The organism is Methylobacterium sp. J-001 (assembly GCF_022829565.1).
GTDB lineage: Bacteria > Pseudomonadota > Alphaproteobacteria > Rhizobiales > Beijerinckiaceae > Methylobacterium.
Genome location: NZ_JAKSYN010000218.1, coordinates 52,499 through 71,466, shown reverse-complemented (window position 1 = coordinate 71,466; position 18,968 = coordinate 52,499). Strand labels below are relative to the sequence as shown.

Annotated in this window: 21 protein-coding genes; 13 read left to right on the top strand and 8 right to left on the bottom strand. The window is 71.7% G+C overall.

Annotated elements, in window-relative coordinates:
- Positions 1 to 89 precede the first annotated feature (89 nt).
- A complete protein-coding gene (locus tag MKK65_RS29090) occupies positions 90 to 515 on the top strand; it encodes a GFA family protein (RefSeq protein ID WP_058191802.1) in 426 nt (141 codons plus the stop codon).
- A gap of 140 nt (positions 516 to 655) precedes the next feature.
- On the top strand, positions 656 to 1,261 hold the full coding sequence (locus MKK65_RS29085) for a glutathione S-transferase (protein ID WP_243961662.1): 606 nt from the start codon (positions 656 to 658) through the stop codon (positions 1,259 to 1,261).
- 63 nt (positions 1,262 to 1,324) lie between these two features.
- Here MKK65_RS29085 and MKK65_RS29080 read toward each other — a convergent pair whose 3' ends face one another.
- Together MKK65_RS29080 and argE are read right to left on the bottom strand one after the other, a co-directional pair.
- Complete coding sequence (locus tag MKK65_RS29080) at positions 1,325 to 1,792, bottom strand: DoxX family membrane protein (RefSeq protein ID WP_243961661.1); 468 nt, start codon at positions 1,790 to 1,792, stop codon at positions 1,325 to 1,327.
- A gap of 159 nt (positions 1,793 to 1,951) precedes the next feature.
- Positions 1,952 to 3,136 carry an acetylornithine deacetylase gene (gene argE / locus MKK65_RS29075; protein ID WP_243961660.1) on the bottom strand — a complete coding sequence of 395 codons (1,185 nt, stop codon included), beginning with the start codon at positions 3,134 to 3,136 and terminating at the stop codon, positions 1,952 to 1,954.
- A 167-nt stretch (positions 3,137 to 3,303) separates the two neighbouring features.
- On the opposite strand from argE, the gene MKK65_RS29070 reads away from it, so the two are divergent.
- From MKK65_RS29070 to MKK65_RS29045, 6 genes are all read left to right on the top strand, one after another.
- Positions 3,304 to 3,594, top strand: coding sequence for a hypothetical protein (locus MKK65_RS29070; RefSeq protein ID WP_243961659.1), 291 nt, complete (start codon positions 3,304 to 3,306; stop codon positions 3,592 to 3,594).
- Positions 3,595 to 3,636: 42 nt separating this feature from the next.
- Positions 3,637 to 4,071: a GlcG/HbpS family heme-binding protein gene (locus tag MKK65_RS29065; protein WP_243961658.1), complete on the top strand. Its 435-nt coding sequence runs from the start codon at positions 3,637 to 3,639 to the stop codon at positions 4,069 to 4,071.
- Between the two features lie 67 nt (positions 4,072 to 4,138).
- Positions 4,139 to 5,005 carry an alpha/beta hydrolase gene (locus MKK65_RS29060; protein ID WP_243961657.1) on the top strand — a complete coding sequence of 289 codons (867 nt, stop codon included), beginning with the start codon at positions 4,139 to 4,141 and terminating at the stop codon, positions 5,003 to 5,005.
- Positions 5,006 to 5,519: 514 nt separating this feature from the next.
- Positions 5,520 to 5,828, top strand: a complete 309-nt coding sequence (locus tag MKK65_RS29055; RefSeq protein WP_243961656.1) for a hypothetical protein — start codon at positions 5,520 to 5,522, stop codon at positions 5,826 to 5,828.
- 261 nt (positions 5,829 to 6,089) lie between these two features.
- Positions 6,090 to 6,767 (top strand): carbonic anhydrase, encoded by a 678-nt coding sequence (locus MKK65_RS29050; RefSeq protein ID WP_058191794.1) that lies wholly within the window; start codon positions 6,090 to 6,092, stop codon positions 6,765 to 6,767.
- 232 nt (positions 6,768 to 6,999) lie between these two features.
- Positions 7,000 to 7,296 carry a hypothetical protein gene (locus tag MKK65_RS29045; RefSeq protein ID WP_058191793.1) on the top strand — a complete coding sequence of 99 codons (297 nt, stop codon included), beginning with the start codon at positions 7,000 to 7,002 and terminating at the stop codon, positions 7,294 to 7,296.
- Between the two features lie 22 nt (positions 7,297 to 7,318).
- Here the strand turns inward: MKK65_RS29045 and MKK65_RS29040 are convergent, their stop codons facing one another.
- From MKK65_RS29040 to MKK65_RS29030, 3 genes are all read right to left on the bottom strand, one after another.
- Entirely contained in the window at positions 7,319 to 7,591 is a 273-nt protein-coding gene (locus MKK65_RS29040) for a hypothetical protein (protein WP_243961655.1), read from the bottom strand.
- A 146-nt stretch (positions 7,592 to 7,737) separates the two neighbouring features.
- Positions 7,738 to 8,385 carry a winged helix-turn-helix domain-containing protein gene (locus tag MKK65_RS29035; RefSeq protein WP_243961654.1) on the bottom strand — a complete coding sequence of 216 codons (648 nt, stop codon included), beginning with the start codon at positions 8,383 to 8,385 and terminating at the stop codon, positions 7,738 to 7,740.
- 136 nt (positions 8,386 to 8,521) lie between these two features.
- A complete protein-coding gene (locus MKK65_RS29030; protein ID WP_243961653.1) occupies positions 8,522 to 9,622 on the bottom strand; it encodes a replication protein RepA in 1,101 nt (366 codons plus the stop codon).
- A 731-nt stretch (positions 9,623 to 10,353) separates the two neighbouring features.
- Between MKK65_RS29030 and MKK65_RS29025 the strand changes: the two genes are divergently transcribed.
- The gene (locus MKK65_RS29025; protein WP_243961652.1) at positions 10,354 to 11,184 is read left to right on the top strand and encodes an RNA methyltransferase; all 831 of its coding nucleotides are present in this window, start codon (positions 10,354 to 10,356) and stop codon (positions 11,182 to 11,184) included.
- Positions 11,185 to 11,311: 127 nt separating this feature from the next.
- On the top strand, positions 11,312 to 11,566 hold the full coding sequence (locus tag MKK65_RS29020) for a hypothetical protein (RefSeq protein WP_058191789.1): 255 nt from the start codon (positions 11,312 to 11,314) through the stop codon (positions 11,564 to 11,566).
- Positions 11,567 to 11,694: 128 nt separating this feature from the next.
- Here MKK65_RS29020 and MKK65_RS29015 read toward each other — a convergent pair whose 3' ends face one another.
- A complete protein-coding gene (locus MKK65_RS29015) occupies positions 11,695 to 12,573 on the bottom strand; it encodes a polysaccharide deacetylase family protein (RefSeq protein ID WP_243961651.1) in 879 nt (292 codons plus the stop codon).
- Positions 12,574 to 12,719: 146 nt separating this feature from the next.
- Here MKK65_RS29015 and MKK65_RS29010 point away from each other — a divergent pair, with 146 nt between their 5' ends.
- Positions 12,720 to 14,156: an MFS transporter gene (locus tag MKK65_RS29010; RefSeq protein WP_243961650.1), complete on the top strand. Its 1,437-nt coding sequence runs from the start codon at positions 12,720 to 12,722 to the stop codon at positions 14,154 to 14,156.
- Positions 14,157 to 14,330: 174 nt separating this feature from the next.
- A complete protein-coding gene (locus MKK65_RS29005; RefSeq protein WP_243961648.1) occupies positions 14,331 to 15,191 on the top strand; it encodes an amidohydrolase family protein in 861 nt (286 codons plus the stop codon).
- Positions 15,192 to 15,310: 119 nt separating this feature from the next.
- On the opposite strand, the gene MKK65_RS29000 is transcribed toward MKK65_RS29005, so the two are convergent.
- Together MKK65_RS29000 and MKK65_RS28995 are read right to left on the bottom strand one after the other, a co-directional pair.
- Complete coding sequence (locus MKK65_RS29000) at positions 15,311 to 17,362, bottom strand: methyl-accepting chemotaxis protein (protein WP_243961646.1); 2,052 nt, start codon at positions 17,360 to 17,362, stop codon at positions 15,311 to 15,313.
- Positions 17,363 to 17,459: 97 nt separating this feature from the next.
- Complete coding sequence (locus MKK65_RS28995) at positions 17,460 to 17,831, bottom strand: winged helix-turn-helix transcriptional regulator (RefSeq protein ID WP_243961645.1); 372 nt, start codon at positions 17,829 to 17,831, stop codon at positions 17,460 to 17,462.
- A 111-nt stretch (positions 17,832 to 17,942) separates the two neighbouring features.
- Here MKK65_RS28995 and MKK65_RS28990 point away from each other — a divergent pair, with 111 nt between their 5' ends.
- Positions 17,943 to 18,962: a zinc-binding alcohol dehydrogenase family protein gene (locus MKK65_RS28990; RefSeq protein WP_243961643.1), complete on the top strand. Its 1,020-nt coding sequence runs from the start codon at positions 17,943 to 17,945 to the stop codon at positions 18,960 to 18,962.
- The last annotated feature ends 6 nt before the right edge of the window (positions 18,963 to 18,968 follow it).

Here is an 18,968-nt window from a genome sequence, read left to right as displayed (position 1 = left end):
TTCCTCACGCGCCGCGTGAGGGTTTCAGGGATTGTCCGGCCGGGATCCCGGGTCTACCCCCGACGGGTTTCCGGGCGGGACCGCGCACCATGACCCTCCACACCGGCCAGTGCCATTGCGGCGCGGTGCGCTTCCGGGCGCGGCTCGGCGACGGCTTCACGTCGATCCGCCGCTGCACCTGCTCCTATTGCCGGATGCGCGGCGCCGTGGTCGCCATGGCGGAGGCGGGCGGGGTCGAGATCCTGCAGGGCGCAGAGACGCTGACCCGCTACCGCTTCCACACCGGGACGGCGGAGCACTTCTTCTGTTCCCGCTGCGGGATCTACACCCATCACCAGCGGCGCTCGAACCAGGCCCTCTACGCCGTGAACGTGGCGTGCCTCGCTGGGGTCAGCCCGTTCGATTTCCCCGCGGTGCCCGTGATGGACGGGGTCAACCACACCAACGACACCGGCCAGCCGACCCGCCGGGCCGGCACGCTGCGCTTCGATCCGGCCGGCACGGATCGCGCCTGACAGGCCCGGTTTCACGAGGTCCGCGATCTTGTGCGGGTCCAGGGCGGAGCCCTTTGGAAACCCGGTTGCCGCGCCGGGGCTGGATTCCGGCAAGCAGAGGAGTGCAAGGTCCGGGCGTCACGATGAACCGGGACGGTCCGATGAAGCTCCTCTACTCCCCCGCCTCCCCGTATGCCCGCAAGGTGCTGGTGCTGGCCCACGAGACCGGGCTGATCGACCGGATCGCCGTCACCGCCGCCGGCCCCTCCCCGACCGGCCCCTCCCCCGAGGTCGCCGCCCACAATCCCCTCGGCAAGGTCCCGGCCCTGGTGCTGGAGGACGGCACCGCCCTCTACGACAGCCGGGTGATCTGCGAGTATCTCGACAGCCTCTCGGACGGCCCGCGCCTGTTCCCCGAGGGTTCGGCGCGCTGGGACGCGCTCACCCGGCAGGCGCTCGCCGACGGCCTGCTCGATGCCGCCCTGCTCACCCGCTACGAGCGGGTCCTGCGCCCGGAGGCGCAGCGCTGGGCGGCCTGGGAGGCCGGCCAGGTGGCCAAGATCACGGCGGCGCTCGACCGGTTAGAGACCCTGGTCGCCGACATGCCGGTCCTGGATATCGGCACGGTCGCGATGGCCTGCGCGCTGGGCTATCTCGACCTGCGCTTCCCCGATCTCGCCTGGCGCGAGGGACGCCCCGCCACCGCCGCCTGGTCCGCGGTGTTCGAGGGCCGGCCCTCGATGGTCGCGACGATCCCGAAGGGGTGAGGCCTCGGGGCTGCGCGCCCCGAACCCCGCCAAAGGGCCGTGGGCCCTTTGGGATCCCGGATTCTACGGCCGGCCCTGGACCGCGTAGGGGTGGGATGAGGCCAGCGGGTCGGCGAAGAAGCCCTGGACCGTCCCGGCGCCCGTCCCGAAGGTGATCAGCAAAAAACCTCCGGCCAGCGCGAAATTCTTCAAGAAGTCCCAGAACAGCTCGCGGCCCTTGCCGCCGGCCCAGAAGTCGCCGGGCGCCCAGAACGGCTTCCACAGGAGCGCGGTGACGCCGCAATAGCCGGCGAGCACGAAGGCTGCCGCCCGGTCGGCGAAGCCGGTCAGGATGCACAGCGACATCCCGATCTCGACCCCGAGCCCGATCAGGATCAGCAGGGTCGCCGGTCCGGTGGCATGCACCGCCTGCCGGGCCTGGCCGACCGCGCCCTTGAAGTTGAGGATCTTGTCGAGCGCGCTGAACGGCAGGAACAGCAGCACCAGGAGCAGGCGGACGCCGAACGCGATCGCGACGCTGAGGCTGGCCATGCGCTTGTCGCCGATTCCCGACCCGGCCCCGCGGGCCGCCGCTCCTCAAACCGCGAGCGGTGCAAAGGTTTCTTCGAAGGGACTCCCGACGGCCGGCGGGACGGGGGCAGCCTTCGCAGTCCCTTCGCCGGGACGGCCGCGCTTCCCTTCGCCGTCCCTTCAGCCCCGGCAGTCCCGGATCAGCCGCCGGACGAAATCCGCGCAGGCCGCGAGCTCGTCCCGGGTCACGTATTCATCCGCCTTGTGGGCCCGGGCGATCGAGCCCGGGCCGATCACCACCGCCGGAATCCCCCCCAGCCGCTCGAACAGCCCGCCCTCCGTCCCGTACGAAACCTTGCCATGGGCGTTGCGCCCGGCCAGCCGCTTGGCGAGCGTCACGATCGCCGCCTCCGGGTCGGTGTCGAGGCCGGGATAGTCGATCAGCGGCTCGACCTCGACGCCGCAGGCCGGATCCGTCTCCCGCATCAGCGGCGCCAGGGTCTCGGTGGCGTAGGCGATCGCGGCGGCCGCCAGCGCCCCGGCATCGTCGGCGCCGATCGCCCGGTACTCGAATTCCACGCTGCAGGCATCCGGCACAATGTTGAGCGCCGAGCCGCCCCGGACCACGCTCGACAGGCCGGTTGTGTGGGGCACGTCGTAGAGCGGGTCGCGGGCGCCGTCCCGGGCGATCGCCTCCGCGGACAGGCGGACATGCTCGATGAAGCGGGCGGCGTATTCCACCGCGTTGACGCCCGCGGGCGCCAGGGCCGAATGGCTGGCCTTGCCCCGGAAGGTGAGGCGGGACGCGGATTTGCCCTTGTGCCCGACCACCACGCCCATCCCGGTGGGCTCGCCGACGAAGCAGCCGAGCGGGCGCGGCCCCCGCTCCAGCATCCGGGCGATCAGCGGGCGCACCCCGAGGCAGCCGACCTCCTCGTCGTACGAGATCGCGATGTGGAGCGGGGTCGCGAGCTCGGCCGCTGCCATCTCCGGCAGCAGTGCCAGGCAGACGGCGAGAAAGCCCTTCATGTCGGAGGTGCCGCGCCCGTAGAGCCGGCCCGCCTCCTCCCGCAGGACGAACGGGTCCGACGACCAGGGCTGGCCCTCCACCGGCACCACGTCGCTGTGCCCGGAGAGCACGTAGCCGGCCCGCGTCTCGAACGGGCCGACGCTGACGAGCAGGGCGGCCTTGGTCCCGGTGGCGTCGGGCACCCGGGCGACCGCGGCGCCGTGAGCGCGGCAATACGCCTCCGCCCAGTCGATCAGCGGCAGGTTCGAGCGGGCGCTCACCGTGTCGAAGGCTACCAGGGTCTCGAGCAGCGCCACCGGATCCTGCGCGGCGGGGTTTTTGGCGGCGATCGTCATCGGGCGGCTCGCAGGGTCTCGGGGGAGGGCGTCCCGCATCCTACGGGGTTTTTGCAGGTTTCGGACCGGCGAAAACCGCCCTGCCCCGGGCTCGTCCCCGGAACCGATGGCAGGGCACGGCGTAGCCGCCGGTGAAGGCCCCGCCGCGCGCCCTGCGAGCCCGAACCATGCGCCCCCTGATCCTCGCGACCCTGACGCCGGCGGCGCTGCTGCTGGCGATCGCCCCGGCCGAGGCCCGGCCGCCCCAGCGCAAGCCGCACCACCGGCACGCATCCGACATGGAGGCGACGCTGGCCCACATGGCCGAAGGCGACCGGCTCCGGAACTGGCGGGCCTGGCAGGTGCCCCGGCCCTTCGCACGCCCCCTCCCCCCGGCCACGCGGGAGCGGGTCGCCGCCCCGCCATTTACCGGCTGGGGCTACGGCGGCCCGATCCCGGGGGCCTGGCCCGGCTTCTGACCCGCTGCCCCTTCCCCGCCGAGACCGATCCCGAGGCCCGCGATGCGCCCCACCACCCGTCCCGCAGCCCGGCTCACCCATGCGGCAGCGCTGACCGCCCTCCAGGCGGCAATCGCCCACGCCGAGGCGATCGGGGTGCCGGAGAACGTCGTATTGGTCGATGCCGACGGCAACCTGCTCGCCTTCCTGCGCATGGACGGCGCCAAGCTGCTGTCCCGCGAGAGCGCGCTCGCCAAGGCGGTGACCGCCGCCTCGAACGGCGCGCCCACCGGCCGCCTCCCCGCCAATCTCGCCGTGACGGTCGCCCTCGCTTCCGGCGGGCGGCTGACCAACCTGCCCGGCGGCCTGCCGATCGTGATCGACGGGGCGTGCCTCGGCGGAATTGGGGTCGGTTCCGGCACCAGCGACCAGGATGTCGCGGTGGCCCGCGCCGCCCTGCGGGCGATCGGCGCCCAGGATCCCGGCACCGCGCTCTGACCCCGGCGCCTCGACCCAGGTCCGGCGGCCTGTCATGGTGTGGCGGGAGGCCGGGAGACACCCCACGATGGTTCTGGATTTCCGCCTGGACGATCCGACCCCGGCCGATCCGCGCCGCCGCTGGGCCGCACTCGACCGGGACGCCCGCAGCGCCTGCTACGACAACACCCGCGCGGTCGCCGACAGCGCCGTCCAGGTGGCCGCCCGCGACGCCGCCTCGGCCGCCTACCGCGCCGCGCATCCGGCCGGTCTCGACATCCCGTACGGCCCGGGCGCCCGTAACGCCCTCGACCTCTACCCGGCCCGCGACGCCTCGGCCCCCGCCCTGGTCTTCCTCCACGGCGGCTACTGGCAGCGCGGCGCCCGGGAGCTGTTCGCCTGCTTCGCCGAGGGGCCGAACGCCGCCGGCTGGTCCGTGGCGATGGTCGGCTACACCCTCGCCCCGGAGGCGAGCCTGACCCGGATCGCGGCCGAGATCGGCGCGGCGCTCGACTGGATCGGCAGCCACGGACCCGCCCATGGGATCGGCGGCCCCCTGGTCCTGGCCGGCTGGTCGGCGGGCGGGCTGCTGACCGCCCTGCATCTCGGCCACCCGGCCATCGCCGCGGGCCTCGCGATCTCGGGCGTCTACGATCTCGCCCCGATCCGCCAGACCGCCCTCGACGACAAGCTGCGCCTTACGGAAGCCGAGGTCGAGACCCTGTCGCCCCTGCGCCTGCCCGTGGTCGGCAAGCCGCTCTGCCTCGCCTATGGCAGCCGCGAGCTGCCGGCCCTGATCCACGATGCCCGCAACCTGCACGCCCTCCGGGCGGCGGCCCATGCGCCGGGGCCCCTGCTGCCGGTGCCCGGCGCCGAGCATTTTTCGGTGCTTGGCGAGCTGCGACGGCCGGGCGGGATCCTGGTGCGGGCGGCGCATGCGCTGCTCGGAGGCTGAACCTCCAGCGCCGCGCGACGCCGGCGCCGTGGCACCGCTAAGCGTTGCTGTTCGGCCGAAACCCGTCCCCCTGAAGAAGGCTGGCCTTCTGGGTGATATCCCGCACCTGCTCGGCCTCGACGGGTCCGGTCCGAAGCCGGTCTCGTCCGGCTCGCCCCCACCCCGCCCCGACCGCCCCTTGGGACCGGCCGGCCTCGATCCCGCCATGACGCTGCGGCGCGCATTCGGTTTATGCGGCTCAGAGCCTCGCACGCAACGCCGTGGCACCGTCCCATGGGAGGGAGAGCTCCCGGGAACCGGGCGTTTTGTGCGAGGCTCTTAATCCCTCCGTTCGGCGAGCGCCTGACCGACGCGTGCGGTCTCACACCAAGTAAATCAAAGAAAAGGATTAAATTTTACATCAATCTACTGTGCTTATCCGCACATCTACTTTGATCGGAACCGGCTATGTTGGGTTCATCGGCACAGGACGCGGTGTCCCGGGCCACCACGACGAACACGGGCGGAGCCTCGAATGACGCGCATCACAACTCAGCGCTTCCTGACCCTCGGCCTCCTGGCCGGTGCCCTCGCCCTGCCCATGGCGGCTCAGGCCGGCGAGGGCGGGGGCGGCAGCCGGCAGGCTGCCGGCGGCGGCCACATGAGTTCCTATGTCAGCGATCCCTCCCACGATCCGCGCTCCCTGCATTCGCAGCGCGTGGGCAGCGGTCAGCTCCTGGGTGCCCCGATGGTGCATGACAGGGGCCACGCCACGGTCGCGCGCCGCAGCGTGATCGATCCCCATTGGGCGTCCGGGCATGTGGAGCGCCGCGTCCGGCGCTGACGCACCTCGAGACCGCCTCGCGCATCCTCCCGAACCCGATATCCGGGCGCTACGCGAGGCCTTGAATTCCGCATCGTCCCCAGAGCCGGAAACCCGCTTTCGGGACGATGCGCGAGAAGCCCGTCCGGCGACCGGCTCGCGATCCCCCCACATACCCCCGCCCGAATCCGGCACGCAGCGTCGAGCCGGCGCGGTGCGCGCGCTCCCACGTGCCCCTGTCCGGCCTCTCCAGTCCAATCCCCTGCCGCAGAGACAGCATCCGTGAACAGCATCATCCAGGGCATCGCCAGCTTCCAGGGGAGCGTCTTCCCCGGCCAGCGCCAGATGTACCAGCAGCTCGTGCGCGACGGTCAGCACCCGAGCGCCCTGATCATCGCCTGCGCGGATTCCCGGGTCTCCCCCGAGCACATCACCCAGGCCGGGCCGGGCGACCTGTTCGTCTGCCGCAACGCCGGCAACATCGTGCCCCCGGCCTCCGACGTGGTCGGCGGCGTCTCCTCGGCGATCGAGTACGCCGTGGTGGCCCTGGGGGTGCGCGACATCGTGATCTGCGGCCATTCCGATTGCGGCGCCATGAGCGGCCTGATGAAGCCGGACCTCCTGAAGAAGATGCCCAGCGTCGCGGCCTGGCTGCGCCACGCCGAGGCCGCCGAGCGCATCGTCTGCGAGGCCTATCCCGAGGGTATGGATCCGCAGGAGCGCCACCGGGCCCTCGCCCTGGAGAACGTGGTGGTGCAGCTCGCCAACCTGCGCACCCATCCAAGCGTCGCCGCCGGCCTGGCCAAGGGTTCCTTACGCCTGCACGGCTGGTTCTTCGAGATCGAGTCCGGCGCGCTCCTGGCCTATGACGGCGCCACCGGACGGTTCCGTCCGATCGCGGACGCGGACATGCCCGTGGCCCAGTCGCCCCTGCCGGGCGACCGGATGCGGGCGGCGTAGGCGCCGGCCCTGTCCGCTCAAACCGGACAAAGTCGTCGGCCCACTGGCGATCAATCGTCGGTAGGCCGACGACTTTGTCCACCCGTATAGATCCTTCGATCCACGATCTTGGCATCCGGTTAAGCCTGAATCTTCGCACCCTTTTAAGATGCCGTCGCCACACTCGCGCTGTCCGGCCGTCCCGTAAGCCCGGGATCGGCCGGACGTGCGTCTTCGGCAGGGAGCTTCGTCGATGTTCAGGTTCCTCGCGGCCCCGATCGCCTGCCTGGTCCTGACCGGGGCTGCGGCCGCACAGGAGCGGACCGACGGCCTCCGGCCGGTGGCGGCAAGCCCGGGTCCGGAAGCCGAGCCCCGCCTTCTGCTCGACAGCCTCGCGCTGCGTCACCCGGAGCCCGAAGCCGCCCAGACAACCTCGGCCCTGAAGATTCCGGCGGACCTGCCCAAGGAGGCGCTCCGGGCAGCCCCCAGGCCCTGGTGCGCGCAGGACAGGCGCGTCGGCACCGGCGCCGGCTTCTGCCTGATCAACTGACGGTCCAGCACCTGCGGGGCGCTCAGGACGCCGCGGAGACCGCGCTCGGGCCCATGACCGCGTCAGCCTCGGGAGCGCAGTCGAGGGAGGCGACGAGCAGCACCAGGACGGCGGCCAGGATCGCCGCGGCGGCGAGCACCCGGGTCAGAATCTCGGCATGTCCGCGCGCGGCATGGATCACGGCACAGCCCAGCGCGAAGGCGCAGACCTGCGCGGCCGGTACGGCGAGAGCCGCCGTCATGGGCCTGACGCCGGCCCCGCGGAGCGGGATCGCGCGTCGCTGTGCATGGCTCACGATCCTCAATCCGCCCCGAGGGAGACGATCCGGGACCGTATAGACGGTCCCGCGGCGGCGCGTCCCCCATATGGGTCAGGCCTGGCCGGGATCGGCACCGGGTCACACGAGCGTCACGGCATCGTGACTGCCGGCCTTGCCGTCCCTCAAGCCTCCGGATCGTAGCTCTGCCCGGGTCTGGAATCCCCGGCCAGGGCGTAGGTGGCCTCGGCGACGCGGCGCAGGGGGCCTCCCGGGCCGGCCCGCTTCCACAGGCGGGTGTTGAGAGCCGCCACCGGATCACGCCCCGGCAGGGTGAAGCCGCGGGCTACGAGAATCTCCAGGATCTCGCCCGCGTGCAACGGCCGGCCTGCCTCCAGGATCCCCGCGCAGGCCGCCTCCACCAGCGCGCGTCCGTAGCGGCGGGCGGCCGCCGCATCCTCCGTGAAGGCGATTGCCGGCGGGATCCCGTCCGCGTCCTCAGGATGCGCTGGGCCGTGTTGTGGCTCGCGCGGTGGGGTGTCCCAGGCCTCGAACCCAGTCGGGTCCGAGACCGGCCGAGCCCTGCGCGGCAGGCCGGCATCGACGGGCGTGTCGTGGCCCACGACCGCCGGCGGCTCCGGGGCGGGGCGGGCAGGATGGCCCGGACCGTCGCCCCGCCCCCGATCGGCCGGGGCCGGTCCGCTCCCCGCCCCGCTCAAGCGCCGGCCGAGTTCCAGGTAAAGCACGAGATCGGCGATCTCCCGGTCGAGCGCCTCCCGCTGCCGGCGCAACGCGGCGAGCCGCGCTTCGATCTCGTCCTCTGACAGGCTCATGCATCATTCCCTTCAGCGCGAGGGAACATCTACCGCATTCCGATTAGCCTGGGAATGCCTTGAGCCGTCCCATTCTCAAAATTGAAGGGAACATGATGGAATAGACAGGGTATGGACGGCGTTCCATCTGGGCGCACTAAATTCCCTGCCGACGCGCCTTCATTCCCTTCGTGGAAGCGGGGCGCGGCGGTACCAGCAGCGCGCTCGGATCGGCCGGGTGCAGGGTCAGGCCGCCATCGTCGAGCACCATCGGCAGCCGCGGAAACACCTCGCGCAGATGCGCCAGATCGGCCTTGAAGGCCTGCCGGAAGCTGCGGATCGAGGCGTTCTCGGCCCCGAACTGCGCGTGCAGGTTGTTCCAGGTCAGCCGCAGCGGGCGCTGCAGGGCGCGCAGCCGGTAGCCGGTCCAGAACAGCAGGTCGAGCTTGCGCGCCGAGCCGGAAAACGCCCGCGCCGCCCGCACGTCCACCGGCAGCGCGTGCTTGATCAGCGTCTCGTAGAATTCCGGGTCGAACCGCACCGTCCGGCCCGCCTCGTCCTCGCCCTCCCCGGCCCGGGGCTTCCACAATTCCAGGCTTCGGAACGGCGGGACGTTGAGGGTGGTGGCGCTGTCGCGCCCGTCCCACAGGCCGATCTGCATGGTGCAGGCGGCCAGCCGGTTGAGCTGCTCCTTGAACTGCCGGATGGTGCCGCGCTCGCCGCCGGTCACCGCGAAGCCCATCTCGCGCATGAAGCCCGAGAGCGTCTCGGCGACCTTCACGGTCGGGCTGCGCTGGCGCACCGCCTCGGTGCAGAGGTGCAGCAGCACCAGCCGGGCCTTCGGCCCATAAGGCAGCCCCTGGGGCTCGAAGGCGCCGGTCTCCGGATCCTTGATCCGCCCGGCCATCAGGCTCAGCGAGTTGCGCCCGTAGGTGCGGGTGAATTCGCGCACCGGTCCGGGGTCGCGATAGGGCAGGCCGCAGAGCGCCAGCACGGAATGGATGTGCTGCAGGCTCGACGGCACTGCCGGCTCGCTCTCGATGACGAGGCGCACCGCGTCGCGGCGGCGCTGGTCGCGCGACAGCTGGGCGCGGCGGAGTTCCTGCTCCCCGAGAACGGCGGCCTCGGCATCGCGCGCGCGCTGGCGGTGCAGCACGTGCTCGACGATCTGCGCGAACAGGAAGCCGCCGCGTGCCGCCTCGATCTCGGCTCGCAGATCCGCATCCTGGATCGCGGCGATCTTCTCCTCGATGCCCATCGCCCCTCAGTCCGAGCCGCATGCGGGCCCACCGCTCCGGAAGGCGGAGGGGCGGCCCGATCCTGCCATGCCACGATTCACCGGCCAGGGCTCCGGTTCGATCGGGCTTGTCCCGGCAATCCACGCTTCCCCGGGGAGCACGCGATCGGCAGCGGCGCAGAGTTGCATACGCGCGGGTCGGGGCCTTGGACCTACGCAGAGTTCGATACGCCCGGGCTTGAGCGTTCTATCCCCACATTCCACCGCTCCAAGCCCGAATCCGCGCCGAATCCGATACGGGACCGCGCAGAATCCGATACGCGCACCAGCCGGATGCCCGCAGACTCCGATACGGCACAGCGCAGAGTCGCATGCACACCTGCGCAGAGTTGGATACGAAAAACCCACTCAAACCTTTGTCCAGAATGATGAAATCGGCACTGCATATAGTCTTCCGAACTGACTCTCTGAAAGATTCCATCTTGATATTTTTCCTACGTAATCGCGCGTTCGTTCGCTCTGAAGAACACACCTGGTTCCGTCGATAGTCACATGGTTTGAAGAGAATATCCCGGATCCATCCACAGACCGGGGTTGCTTGGGATGGGGGCCTCGGAAGATCGAACCCGGCCCCTCACGCCGATGCGGTCTTTCAAGTGGCCTCGGCTTGACGTGGACGGTGCCGCCCGGTTTCTCGGAGCGACCCATTCAGGAAAGGCCGTGCCGATGCTCCCCTCTCCGATCGCGCTCCGATGACCGGCCGTCGTACCGACGGCCGCCCCGGCGGCCCCCCCCGTTTCGGATCGCGACCCGGCTTTCGGCCCGGCGGCCGTGCCGGCGGATCCGGACCACGTCCCGAATCCGGTGCAGCCAACGGCTCCGCCGTGCTCTACGGCTGGCACCCGGTGGTTCAGGCCCTGGGCAACGCCGAGCGCGGATTGCACCGGCTGCTCGCCACCGAGAACGCCGCCGCCCGGCTGGCCGAGGAATTCGGCGACGCCCTGCGCATCACCCCCGAGCTTGTGCGGCCGAGCGAGATCGGCCGTCTGCTCGGGCCGGACGCGGTCCACCAGGGGCTGTATCTCGAGGCCGAGCCCCTGCCCGCCCCCGGCCTCGACGACCTGCCGGCCGATGCCCTGCTGCTGGCGCTGGATCAGATCACCGACCCGCACAATGTCGGGGCGATCGTCCGCACGGCCGCGGCCTTCGGGGTCGCCGGCATCGTCACCACCGTGCGGCACGCGCCGGGCGCCACCGGGGTCCTGGCGAAATCCGCCTCGGGCGGCCTGGAGCACGTGCCCTTCGTCACCGTCCGCAATCTGGCGGAGGCGCTGATCGAGCTGGGCGAGCGCGGCTACACCCGGATCGGCCTCGATTCCGATGCGCCGGCGAGCCTCGACACGCTCACCATCGCGCGGCCGCTGGTGATCGTCCTCGGCGCGGAGGGCAAGGGCCTGCGGGAGCGGACCCGGACCTGCTGCGACGTCCTGGCCCGGATCCCGTTCTCGGGGGCGATCCGAAGCCTCAACGTCTCGAACGCCGCCGCCATCACCCTTTATGCGCTGGGCCGCCCGCCGGCCTGAATGGCGTTCGGATACCGACCGGAAACCAAAAGGCGCCCCCCGAATCGGGGCTACGACCTAGGCAATTCCAGCAGTTTGCAGTACACGAACGCCTTGAGGGGGGCGTGGGCTGGTAGGCGTACGCCGGATGCTGGACGATGCTTTTACGTATGGGGGCGGGGTCGCCAGCCTGATCGCGGTCGGCGTGTGGCTGTGGCTTGCCCGGCGGGCCTTCCCGAGCTTCGAATCCTTCGTGAAGGGTTTTGACGACGAGCTGCGTCTTGGCGCCAGCCCGGAGGAGCACGCCCGCAACGCCCGCTGGTATCAGGTCCGCCAGGCGGCCGTGGCGCTCACCGCCGTGGCCGCCCTGTGCCTGTCGATCGGCCTCGCGATCCCCGACTGAACGACGCGAATCCCGGATTCAAAAGGTCGAGACCTTTTGCGGGTGCGGGCGGAGCCCGCCGTACTCAGGGGCTCCGCCCCCAAACCCCGCCAAAGGGCTGAGCCCTTTGGAAACCCTGTCTTTGGCGGTCAGGCAATGGCCGCGGCGATCGCGCCGGCCGTGGTGATCCAGATCCGGTCCCGGTGGGCCGCGATATGGCCGAGCGCCGCCCGCAGGGGCCGCAGCCGGTGGGGCTGGCCGACGATGTACGGGTGGAGCGCGATGCCCATCACCAGCGGTGCGGCGGCGGATTGCTCCAGCATCTCGTCGAAGGCGTCCACGATCGCGTCGGCGAACTGGCGGCCGGTCTCCTTGCGGGCGACGATCGCCGGGATGTCGTTGAGCTCCTGCGGATAGGGCACGGCCAGGATCCGGCCGCCGCCCCGGGTCGCCATCCAGGTCGGCTGGTCGTCATGGCACCAGTCGAGCAGGTAGCGGTAGCCGGCCTCGGCCAGCAGGTCGGGCGTGACCCGCGACTGCGAGATCCAGGGCCCGAGCCAGCCGGCGGGCGCCCGGCCCTCCTCCCGGGTCAGGATCGCGGTGGCCTCCGCGATCAGGGCGCGCTCCTCCGCCTCGGACAGGGTGCCCTGCCGCTCGGCATTGGTGCGGCCGTGGCCGACGATCTCGTCGCCCCGGGCCCGGAACGCCTCGATCAGGCCCGGGCAGTCCCGGTAGAGCCGGCTGTTGACCAGCACGCTCGCGGGCAGGCCCAGGGCGTCGAGGGTCTCCCGCAGCCGCCAGGCCCCGACCCGGTTGCCCCAGTCGCGCCAGGCGTAGTTGAGCACGTCGGGCTGCGGCCCGCCCGGGGCGAGTTCCGCCCCGAGCCCCGACCCGAAATCGAAGGTTTCGAGGTTGAGCCCGACATAGACCGCGAGCCGCTTAGCCCCGGGCCAGTCGTAGGCCGGCCGGTCCGGCAGGGCGCTGTAGCGGTAGCGGCCGTGCTGCGCGGCCGAGGGAGCATCATTCATCGCGGGTCCAGTGTCCGGAGGCAGCCGACCAGATAGGCCGGATCCGGGCCGCCGACACCGCGCGCCTGTTCCGACGGGCGGCCCTGCTGTACCGGAGCGCATGCGCGACCGCCTGCGGCGGTCCGGATGTCGAGGGAGAATCCGCTTTGCAGCCTGTCGCCGATCCGACGGCCAACCCACCGCGCGGGGACGGGCGCCCGGTCGTCTCGGATATCGCCGCGCGCCTCGAACGGCTGCCGATGTCGCGCTACCAGCGAAAAATCTTCGCGATCATCGCCTCCGCGTGGCTGGTCGACCAGATCGACGTGGCACTGCTGACCTTCCTGCTCGGCTCGATCGTGGTGGCCTTCGGGCTGACCCCCACGGAGGCCGGCCAGCTCGCCGCCATGACCTTCGCGGGCCAGCTCGTCGGCAACATCCTCGCCGGCACCGCCTCCGACCGGTTCGGCCGCAAGGCGGTGTTCCAGGTGACCATGGTGGTCTGGGGCCTGGCGAGCCTCGCGGCGGCGACCGCCTGGAGCCTGCCCGTGCTGATGGCCTGCCGGTTCCTGATCGGGGTGGGCGTCGGCGGCGAGGCGCCGGTGGCGCAGGCGATGGTCTCCGAGATCGTCCCGGCCCCCGTGCGCGGCAAATACATCGCGATACTGGAGGGGTTCTGGGCGGTGGGCTACGTGCTGTCGGGGGCGATCAGCTTCTTCGTGCTGCCCTATCTCGGCTGGCGCTGGGCCTTCGTGGTGGTCGGCCTGCTGTCCCTGGTGGTGCTCGCGGTGCGCCGGACCATGCCCGAATCGCCCCGCTGGCTCGCCGAAGCCGGCCGCCACGCGGAGGCCGAGGCGGTGATGGCCACGATGGAGCGCGCGGTCGAGCGCGCCACCGGCCGCCCCCTGCCCCCGGTCACCCCGCAGATCGCCGCCGCGGTGGCGGAGACGGTCCCGGCTCCCCGGCTGAGCGCGGTGGCGACCCTGTTCGCGCCGGCCTACCGGATGCGCACCGTGATGGCCTTCGGGCTGTGGTTCTTCGCGCTGATCGGCTTCTTCGGGCTCAATTCCTGGATCGCGGTGCTGCTCAAGGAGCGCGGCTTCTCGATCGTCGGCTCGGTGGGCTTCGTGACCCTGATCACGCTCGGCGGCATCCCGGGCTTCGCCACGGCGGCATGGCTGCTCGAGCGGATCGGCCGCAAGCCGACCACGGCCCTGTTCCTCGTCTGCGCGGCGGCCGCGGCCTGGCTGTACGGCAATGCCGGCGGCGAGCCCGTACTGACCGTCGCCGGCCTCGCGGTGACCGGGCTGTTCGTCGCCGGCTTCGTGATGCAGTTCTTCATGTTCGGCATGTGGAGCTGCCTCTACGCCTACACGCCGGAGCTGTACCCGACCCGGGCCCGGGCCACGGGGGCCGGGTTCGCCTCGGCCTTCGGGCGGATCGGCGCCATCCTGGGGCCGATGATCGTGCCGGTGCTGGTGCGGGATTACGGCCCGGCCACCGCCTTCCAGGTCGGTGCGGGCGGCTTCCTGATCGCCGCCCTGCTGGTGCTCACCCTCGGGGTCGAGACGCGCGGCAAGGTGCTGGAAGCCGTCTCGCATTGACGAGACCCGCCTGCCAGGGACGAGATCGGGTTTTCAAAGGGCTCAGCCCTTTGGCGGGGTTCAGGGGCGGAGCCCTTGAGCGCTCGGCCCGAGGCCCGATAGCAGGGCTCCGCCCTGCACCCGCACAAGGTCTCGACCTTGTGGATCCAGTCACAACCATGGAGTCCCCAAAAAATGCCCGTCGTCGACATGCGCAGCCGGCCGACCTTCCTGCACAAGTTCTTCGGCGCCGAGCCCGACACGCCGGAATTCGGCGTCGCCCGCTGGCTGAACGCCCGGGTCGGCAGCCGCGAGGTCGAGCACTTCACCCGCGGTGCGACGATCGACGGGTTCCGTGCCGAGATGGACGGGGCCGGGATCGACGTCGCCGTGATGGTCGCCCGCTCGGTGCCGAGGGTCCGGATCTCGAACGACGCCCTCGCGCAGGCCGCCGGGCACGATCCGAAGCGGCTGATCGGCATCGCCTCGGTGGATCCGGTGAAGCTCGGCCGCAAGGCCGCGGTCGCCGAGGCCAAGCGTGCCGTGACCGAGCTCGGCTTCAAGGGGATCAACCTCGATGCCGGCTTCTACCGCGAGGGCCTGCGGGCCGACGACGAGCGGCTGATGCCGCTCTACGAGCTGTGCGAGAAACTCGCGGTGCCCGCCTTCGTGATGTCCGGCCCGACCACACCGGATCTGCGCCTCAACGATCCCCTGGCGGTGGACCGGGTCGCCAAAACCTTCCCGAAGCTGCCGATCGTGTGCTGCCACGGGTTCTACCCGCACGTCGCCGAGATGGTGACGGTCGCCTTCCGCAACGAGAACGTGTTCGTCTCCCCGGATATGTACACCTTCGCCCCCGGCGGCGGCCTCTATGTCGAGGCGGCGAACGGCTTCATGAAGGACCAGTTCCTGTTCGGGTCCTCGTTCCCGTTCCGGCCGATGCGCCAGGGCGTCGAGGATTTTCGCGCCCTCGGCCTGGCGGAGGACGCCCTGGATGCCGCCCTCTGGCGCAACGCCAACCGCCTGCTCGGACTCGGCCTCGCCGAGGCCTAGTCCCGGGTTTCCAAAGGGCGAGCCCTTTGGCGGGGTTCGGGGGCGGAGCCCCCGAGACACCAGGGCTCCGCCCTGGACCCGCACAAGGTCCCGGACCTTGTGAATCCGAGACTTTGCCGTCAGGCGGCCCGGACGTTGGCCAGAAAGTCGCCGACCGCGCCGCGCAGGGCGCTGGCCTGGCGGGTCAGGTCGCTGGCGGCGTCGAGCACCTGGGACGAGCCGTGGCTGGCCGTGTCGGCCGCCTCGCCCACGCCGGCGATGTTACCCGAAACCGCGCGGGTATCCTGCGAGGTCTGGCCGGTGGTGCGTGCGATCTCGGCGGTGGCCGCGCCCTGCTGCTCGACCATGGCGGCGATCTCGGCCCCGATCCGGGCGAGGTTGCGGATCACCTCGGTGATGCCGCCGATCGACCGGACCGAGGCCTCGGTGGAGCCGGTGATCTCGGCGACCTTGGCGGCGATCTCTTCGGTGGCGTTCGCGGTCTGGCCGGCGAGATTCTTGACCTCGGCGGCCACAACGGCGAAGCCGCGGCCCGCCTCCCCGGCCCGGGCCGCCTCGATCGTGGCGTTGAGCGCCAGCAGGTTGGTCTGGCCGGCGATGTCCGAGATCATCGCGACGATCTCCCCGATGCTGCCGGCGGCCTGGGCGAGGCGGCGGACCTCCCCGGCCATGCCGTCCGCATCCCGGGTGGCAGACGCCGCGAGGTCGGCCGAGGCCCCGACCTGCACGCCGATCTCCCGGACCGAGGCGGTGAGTTCTTCGGTCGCCGCCGCCACCGTATCGGCCGAGCGGGCGGCCGAATCCGCGGCCCCGGCCACCGCCCGGCTGAGGTCGGTGGTGTCCTGCGCGGCCCGGGCCATGCCGTGGGCGGAGGCCTCCAGCTGCTCGGCGGCGGCCGAGACCGCCTCGACGATGCCGCCGATCTGCCGCTCGAAGCGGTGGGCCAGGCCCAGGGCGGCGGTACGCTGCGCGGCAGCGGTCTCCGCGGCGCGCCGCTGCTGCGCGGCCCGGGCGAGCCGGCGCTCGGCGACGCTGTCGCGGAACGTGACCGCGGCGGCGGCGATCGCCTGCACCTCGCGCGGGCCCCCCGCGGGAATCGTCAACTCGGCGGCGCCCGGCTCGTCCCGGCCGATCGCCGTCAGCACCCCGGCCATCCGGACCAGGGGGCGGGCGATGGCCGTGCCCAGCCAGAAGGCGAAGCCGACCGAGAGCGCGAACAGGGCGAGGCCGCCCGCGATCCAGACGGTGAGCATCCGGTCGGCCTGGGCCCGCACCGCGTCGGCGGCGGCTACGAGGTCGGCGGTCAGCCGGTCCTCGACACCCTTCAGGGCGTCGATGCGCTGGGTGGCGAGCCGGAACCAGGCCGGCGCGTCGCGGAAGGCGAGGGGCGTGCCTGGCATCGTCTCCTGCGTGGCCGTGCGCAGGCGCGCCACCGCCCGGGCCGGCTCGGTCGCCTCCGCGGCGTCCAAGAGCGCGGCTTGCCCGTCCGAGGCCCCGGCCCGGAACGTGGCGCCGTAGGTCGCCTGATCGGCCGAAAGGGTGGTGAGCCGGCGCGCGGCGGGAAGATCCAGGGTGCCGGAGGCGAACACCGCCGAGGCGGCGGCCCGCTCCTGGCCGGCAGCCTCCTTCAGCGCCAGGAACGCCGCGTAGGCGTTCGCCCGGGCCGCGATGCCGGCCTCGCCGATCACCCCGCCCATCGCCCGGACCACGCCCAGCCCCTCACCGATCAGGCCGGTGTAGAACGCCACCGCCTGCGGCGCGCTCACGTCGAGGGCGTCGACCGCCCGGCGCTGGGCCGCAAGCCCGGCGAGCGCCTTGGCAAAGGCGTCCGCCCGCGCCGCGAAGGCGGGGCCGAAGCCGGCCGCGGCTGCCATTGCGTCGGGAAGCCCGGCGAGCGCCGCGTCGGTGCGGCTGCGCTGCGCCGCGAGTTCCGGCCCGAACTGCGCGCCCTTGGCGCCCAGGAACAGGCTGGAGGCGCCGCGCTCGCGCTGGCCCTCGTGGACGAAGGCGCTGACCCGTGAGGCGAGGCCGACGAGGCTCTCGACCCGGTTCATCTCGGCGCGCCGCGCCCATTGGTCGGAGACCGCCCATCCGGCCGCCCCCGCGAAGGCGAGGCAGGGCGCGAGCGCCACCGCGAGGATGCGGGCGCGAAGCGATGAGAAGACGGCCATCGGATTCCCGAAGGGTTCAGGGTTAACCAGAACCATCCGGTGCGGATATGAAAACACCGTTACGGTGGAGGGGTTTGACGCCGCGAGCCATGCACAATCAGGCGGCCGTCTCGACGGGATCCGCCGCATCAATAGGCAGTTCGATGTGTCGATCGCCCCAGACTTTCAGGGCCTGGATGATCGGCTCCAGGGAGCGCCCGCGCGCGGTCAGGCTGTACTCCACCTTCGGGGGCACCTCGGCGTAGACCTTTCGCGCGATCAGGCCGTCCGCCTCCATCTCGCGCAGCTGGTTCGTGAGCATGCGCTGCGTCACGCTCGCCAGCCGCCGGCGGATTTCGTTGAAGCGCAGGGTCCCCTCCAGCAGGTGGTAGAGGATCACACCCTTCCACTTGCCGTCGATGAGCCGGAGGGTCGCCTCGACGGCGCAGCCGGGGCTGCAGGCGCCGCGATGGTGCCGGATGCGGGGCATGGCGGGATCCTCGACGGTATCATGTCTGGCACTAGCGGCGTTTTATGTGCGTACTTGCGCCCCGGGAAGGCGGACGGCATCTCCTGACACGTGAAGCCGGAGGAGATTGCGATGCGCGCCGTCGGGTACAAAAAGTCCCTGCCGATCACCGAGGCGGAGGCCCTGGTCGATCACGACCTGCCCCGGCCCGAACCCGGACCCCGGGACCTGCTGGTGAAGGTCGAGGCGGTCTCGGTGAACCCGGTCGACACCAAGGTCCGCCTGCGGGCCGAGCCCGAGGCCGGCGGGGTCAAGGTGCTGGGCTGGGACGCCGCCGGCACCGTGGTCGCCAAGGGTGCGGAAGCCGAGGGGTTTTCCGTCGGCGACGCGGTGTTCTATGCGGGCGACCTCACCCGGCCGGGAACCAACGCCGAATACCATTGCGTCGACGCCCGCATCGTCGGGCACAAGCCCGCCAGCCTCGACTGGGCGCAGGCCGCTGCCCTGCCGCTCACGGCGATCACCGCCTGGGAGACCCTGTTCGACCGGCTCGACACCGGCAAGCCGGTGCCGGGCGCCGCCCCGGCGATCCTGATCGTCGGCGGCGCGGGCGGCGTCGGCTCGGTGGCGATCCAGCTCGCCCGGGCGCTCACGGACCTGACCGTGATCGCCACCGCGTCCCGGCCCGAGACGGCGGCCTGGTGCCGGGACCTCGGCGCCCACCACGTGGTCGACCATGCCAAGCCGCTCTCCGCCGAGGTGGCTTCCCTGGGCCTGGGCGCGCCGGGCCTCGTGTTCTCGACCACCAACACCGACGCGCATCTCGCCGAGATCGCCGCGCTGATCGCCCCGCAGGGCCGGTTCGCCCTGATCGACGACCCCGCGCAGCTCGACGTGGCCCTGCTCAAGCGCAAGAGCCTGTCGCTGCATTGGGAGTTCATGTTCACCCGCTCGATGTTCGGCACGTCCGACATCGGCGCCCAGGGCGCGCTCCTCGACGAGGTCGCCCGGCTGGTGGATGCGGGGCGCCTGCGCACGACCCTGGGTGAGCATTACGGGCGGATCGACGCCCAGAACCTTCGGCGGGCCCACGCGCTGATCGAGAGCGGGCGCGCCAAGGGCAAGATCGTACTCGAAGGCTATTCGTCGTGAGGGCGC

Coding starts and splice junctions, on each gene's coding strand:
- MKK65_RS29000 (WP_243961646.1), bottom strand. CDS start 17,362: ATGGCCGTCTTCTCATCGCTTCGCGCCCGCATCCTCGCGGTGGCGCTC.
- MKK65_RS29070 (WP_243961659.1), top strand. CDS start 3,304: ATGCGCCCCCTGATCCTCGCGACCCTGACGCCGGCGGCGCTGCTGCTG.
- MKK65_RS29080 (WP_243961661.1), bottom strand. CDS start 1,792: ATGGCCAGCCTCAGCGTCGCGATCGCGTTCGGCGTCCGCCTGCTCCTG.
- MKK65_RS29025 (WP_243961652.1), top strand. CDS start 10,354: ATGACCGGCCGTCGTACCGACGGCCGCCCCGGCGGCCCCCCCCGTTTC.
- MKK65_RS28995 (WP_243961645.1), bottom strand. CDS start 17,831: ATGCCCCGCATCCGGCACCATCGCGGCGCCTGCAGCCCCGGCTGCGCC.
- argE (WP_243961660.1), bottom strand. CDS start 3,136: ATGACGATCGCCGCCAAAAACCCCGCCGCGCAGGATCCGGTGGCGCTG.
- MKK65_RS29015 (WP_243961651.1), bottom strand. CDS start 12,573: ATGAATGATGCTCCCTCGGCCGCGCAGCACGGCCGCTACCGCTACAGC.
- MKK65_RS29035 (WP_243961654.1), bottom strand. CDS start 8,385: ATGAGCCTGTCAGAGGACGAGATCGAAGCGCGGCTCGCCGCGTTGCGC.
- MKK65_RS29045 (WP_058191793.1), top strand. CDS start 7,000: ATGTTCAGGTTCCTCGCGGCCCCGATCGCCTGCCTGGTCCTGACCGGG.
- MKK65_RS29030 (WP_243961653.1), bottom strand. CDS start 9,622: ATGGGCATCGAGGAGAAGATCGCCGCGATCCAGGATGCGGATCTGCGA.
- MKK65_RS29055 (WP_243961656.1), top strand. CDS start 5,520: ATGACGCGCATCACAACTCAGCGCTTCCTGACCCTCGGCCTCCTGGCC.
- MKK65_RS29090 (WP_058191802.1), top strand. CDS start 90: ATGACCCTCCACACCGGCCAGTGCCATTGCGGCGCGGTGCGCTTCCGG.
- MKK65_RS29085 (WP_243961662.1), top strand. CDS start 656: ATGAAGCTCCTCTACTCCCCCGCCTCCCCGTATGCCCGCAAGGTGCTG.
- MKK65_RS29020 (WP_058191789.1), top strand. CDS start 11,312: ATGCTGGACGATGCTTTTACGTATGGGGGCGGGGTCGCCAGCCTGATC.
- MKK65_RS28990 (WP_243961643.1), top strand. CDS start 17,943: ATGCGCGCCGTCGGGTACAAAAAGTCCCTGCCGATCACCGAGGCGGAG.
- MKK65_RS29005 (WP_243961648.1), top strand. CDS start 14,331: ATGCCCGTCGTCGACATGCGCAGCCGGCCGACCTTCCTGCACAAGTTC.
- MKK65_RS29065 (WP_243961658.1), top strand. CDS start 3,637: ATGCGCCCCACCACCCGTCCCGCAGCCCGGCTCACCCATGCGGCAGCG.
- MKK65_RS29060 (WP_243961657.1), top strand. CDS start 4,139: ATGGTTCTGGATTTCCGCCTGGACGATCCGACCCCGGCCGATCCGCGC.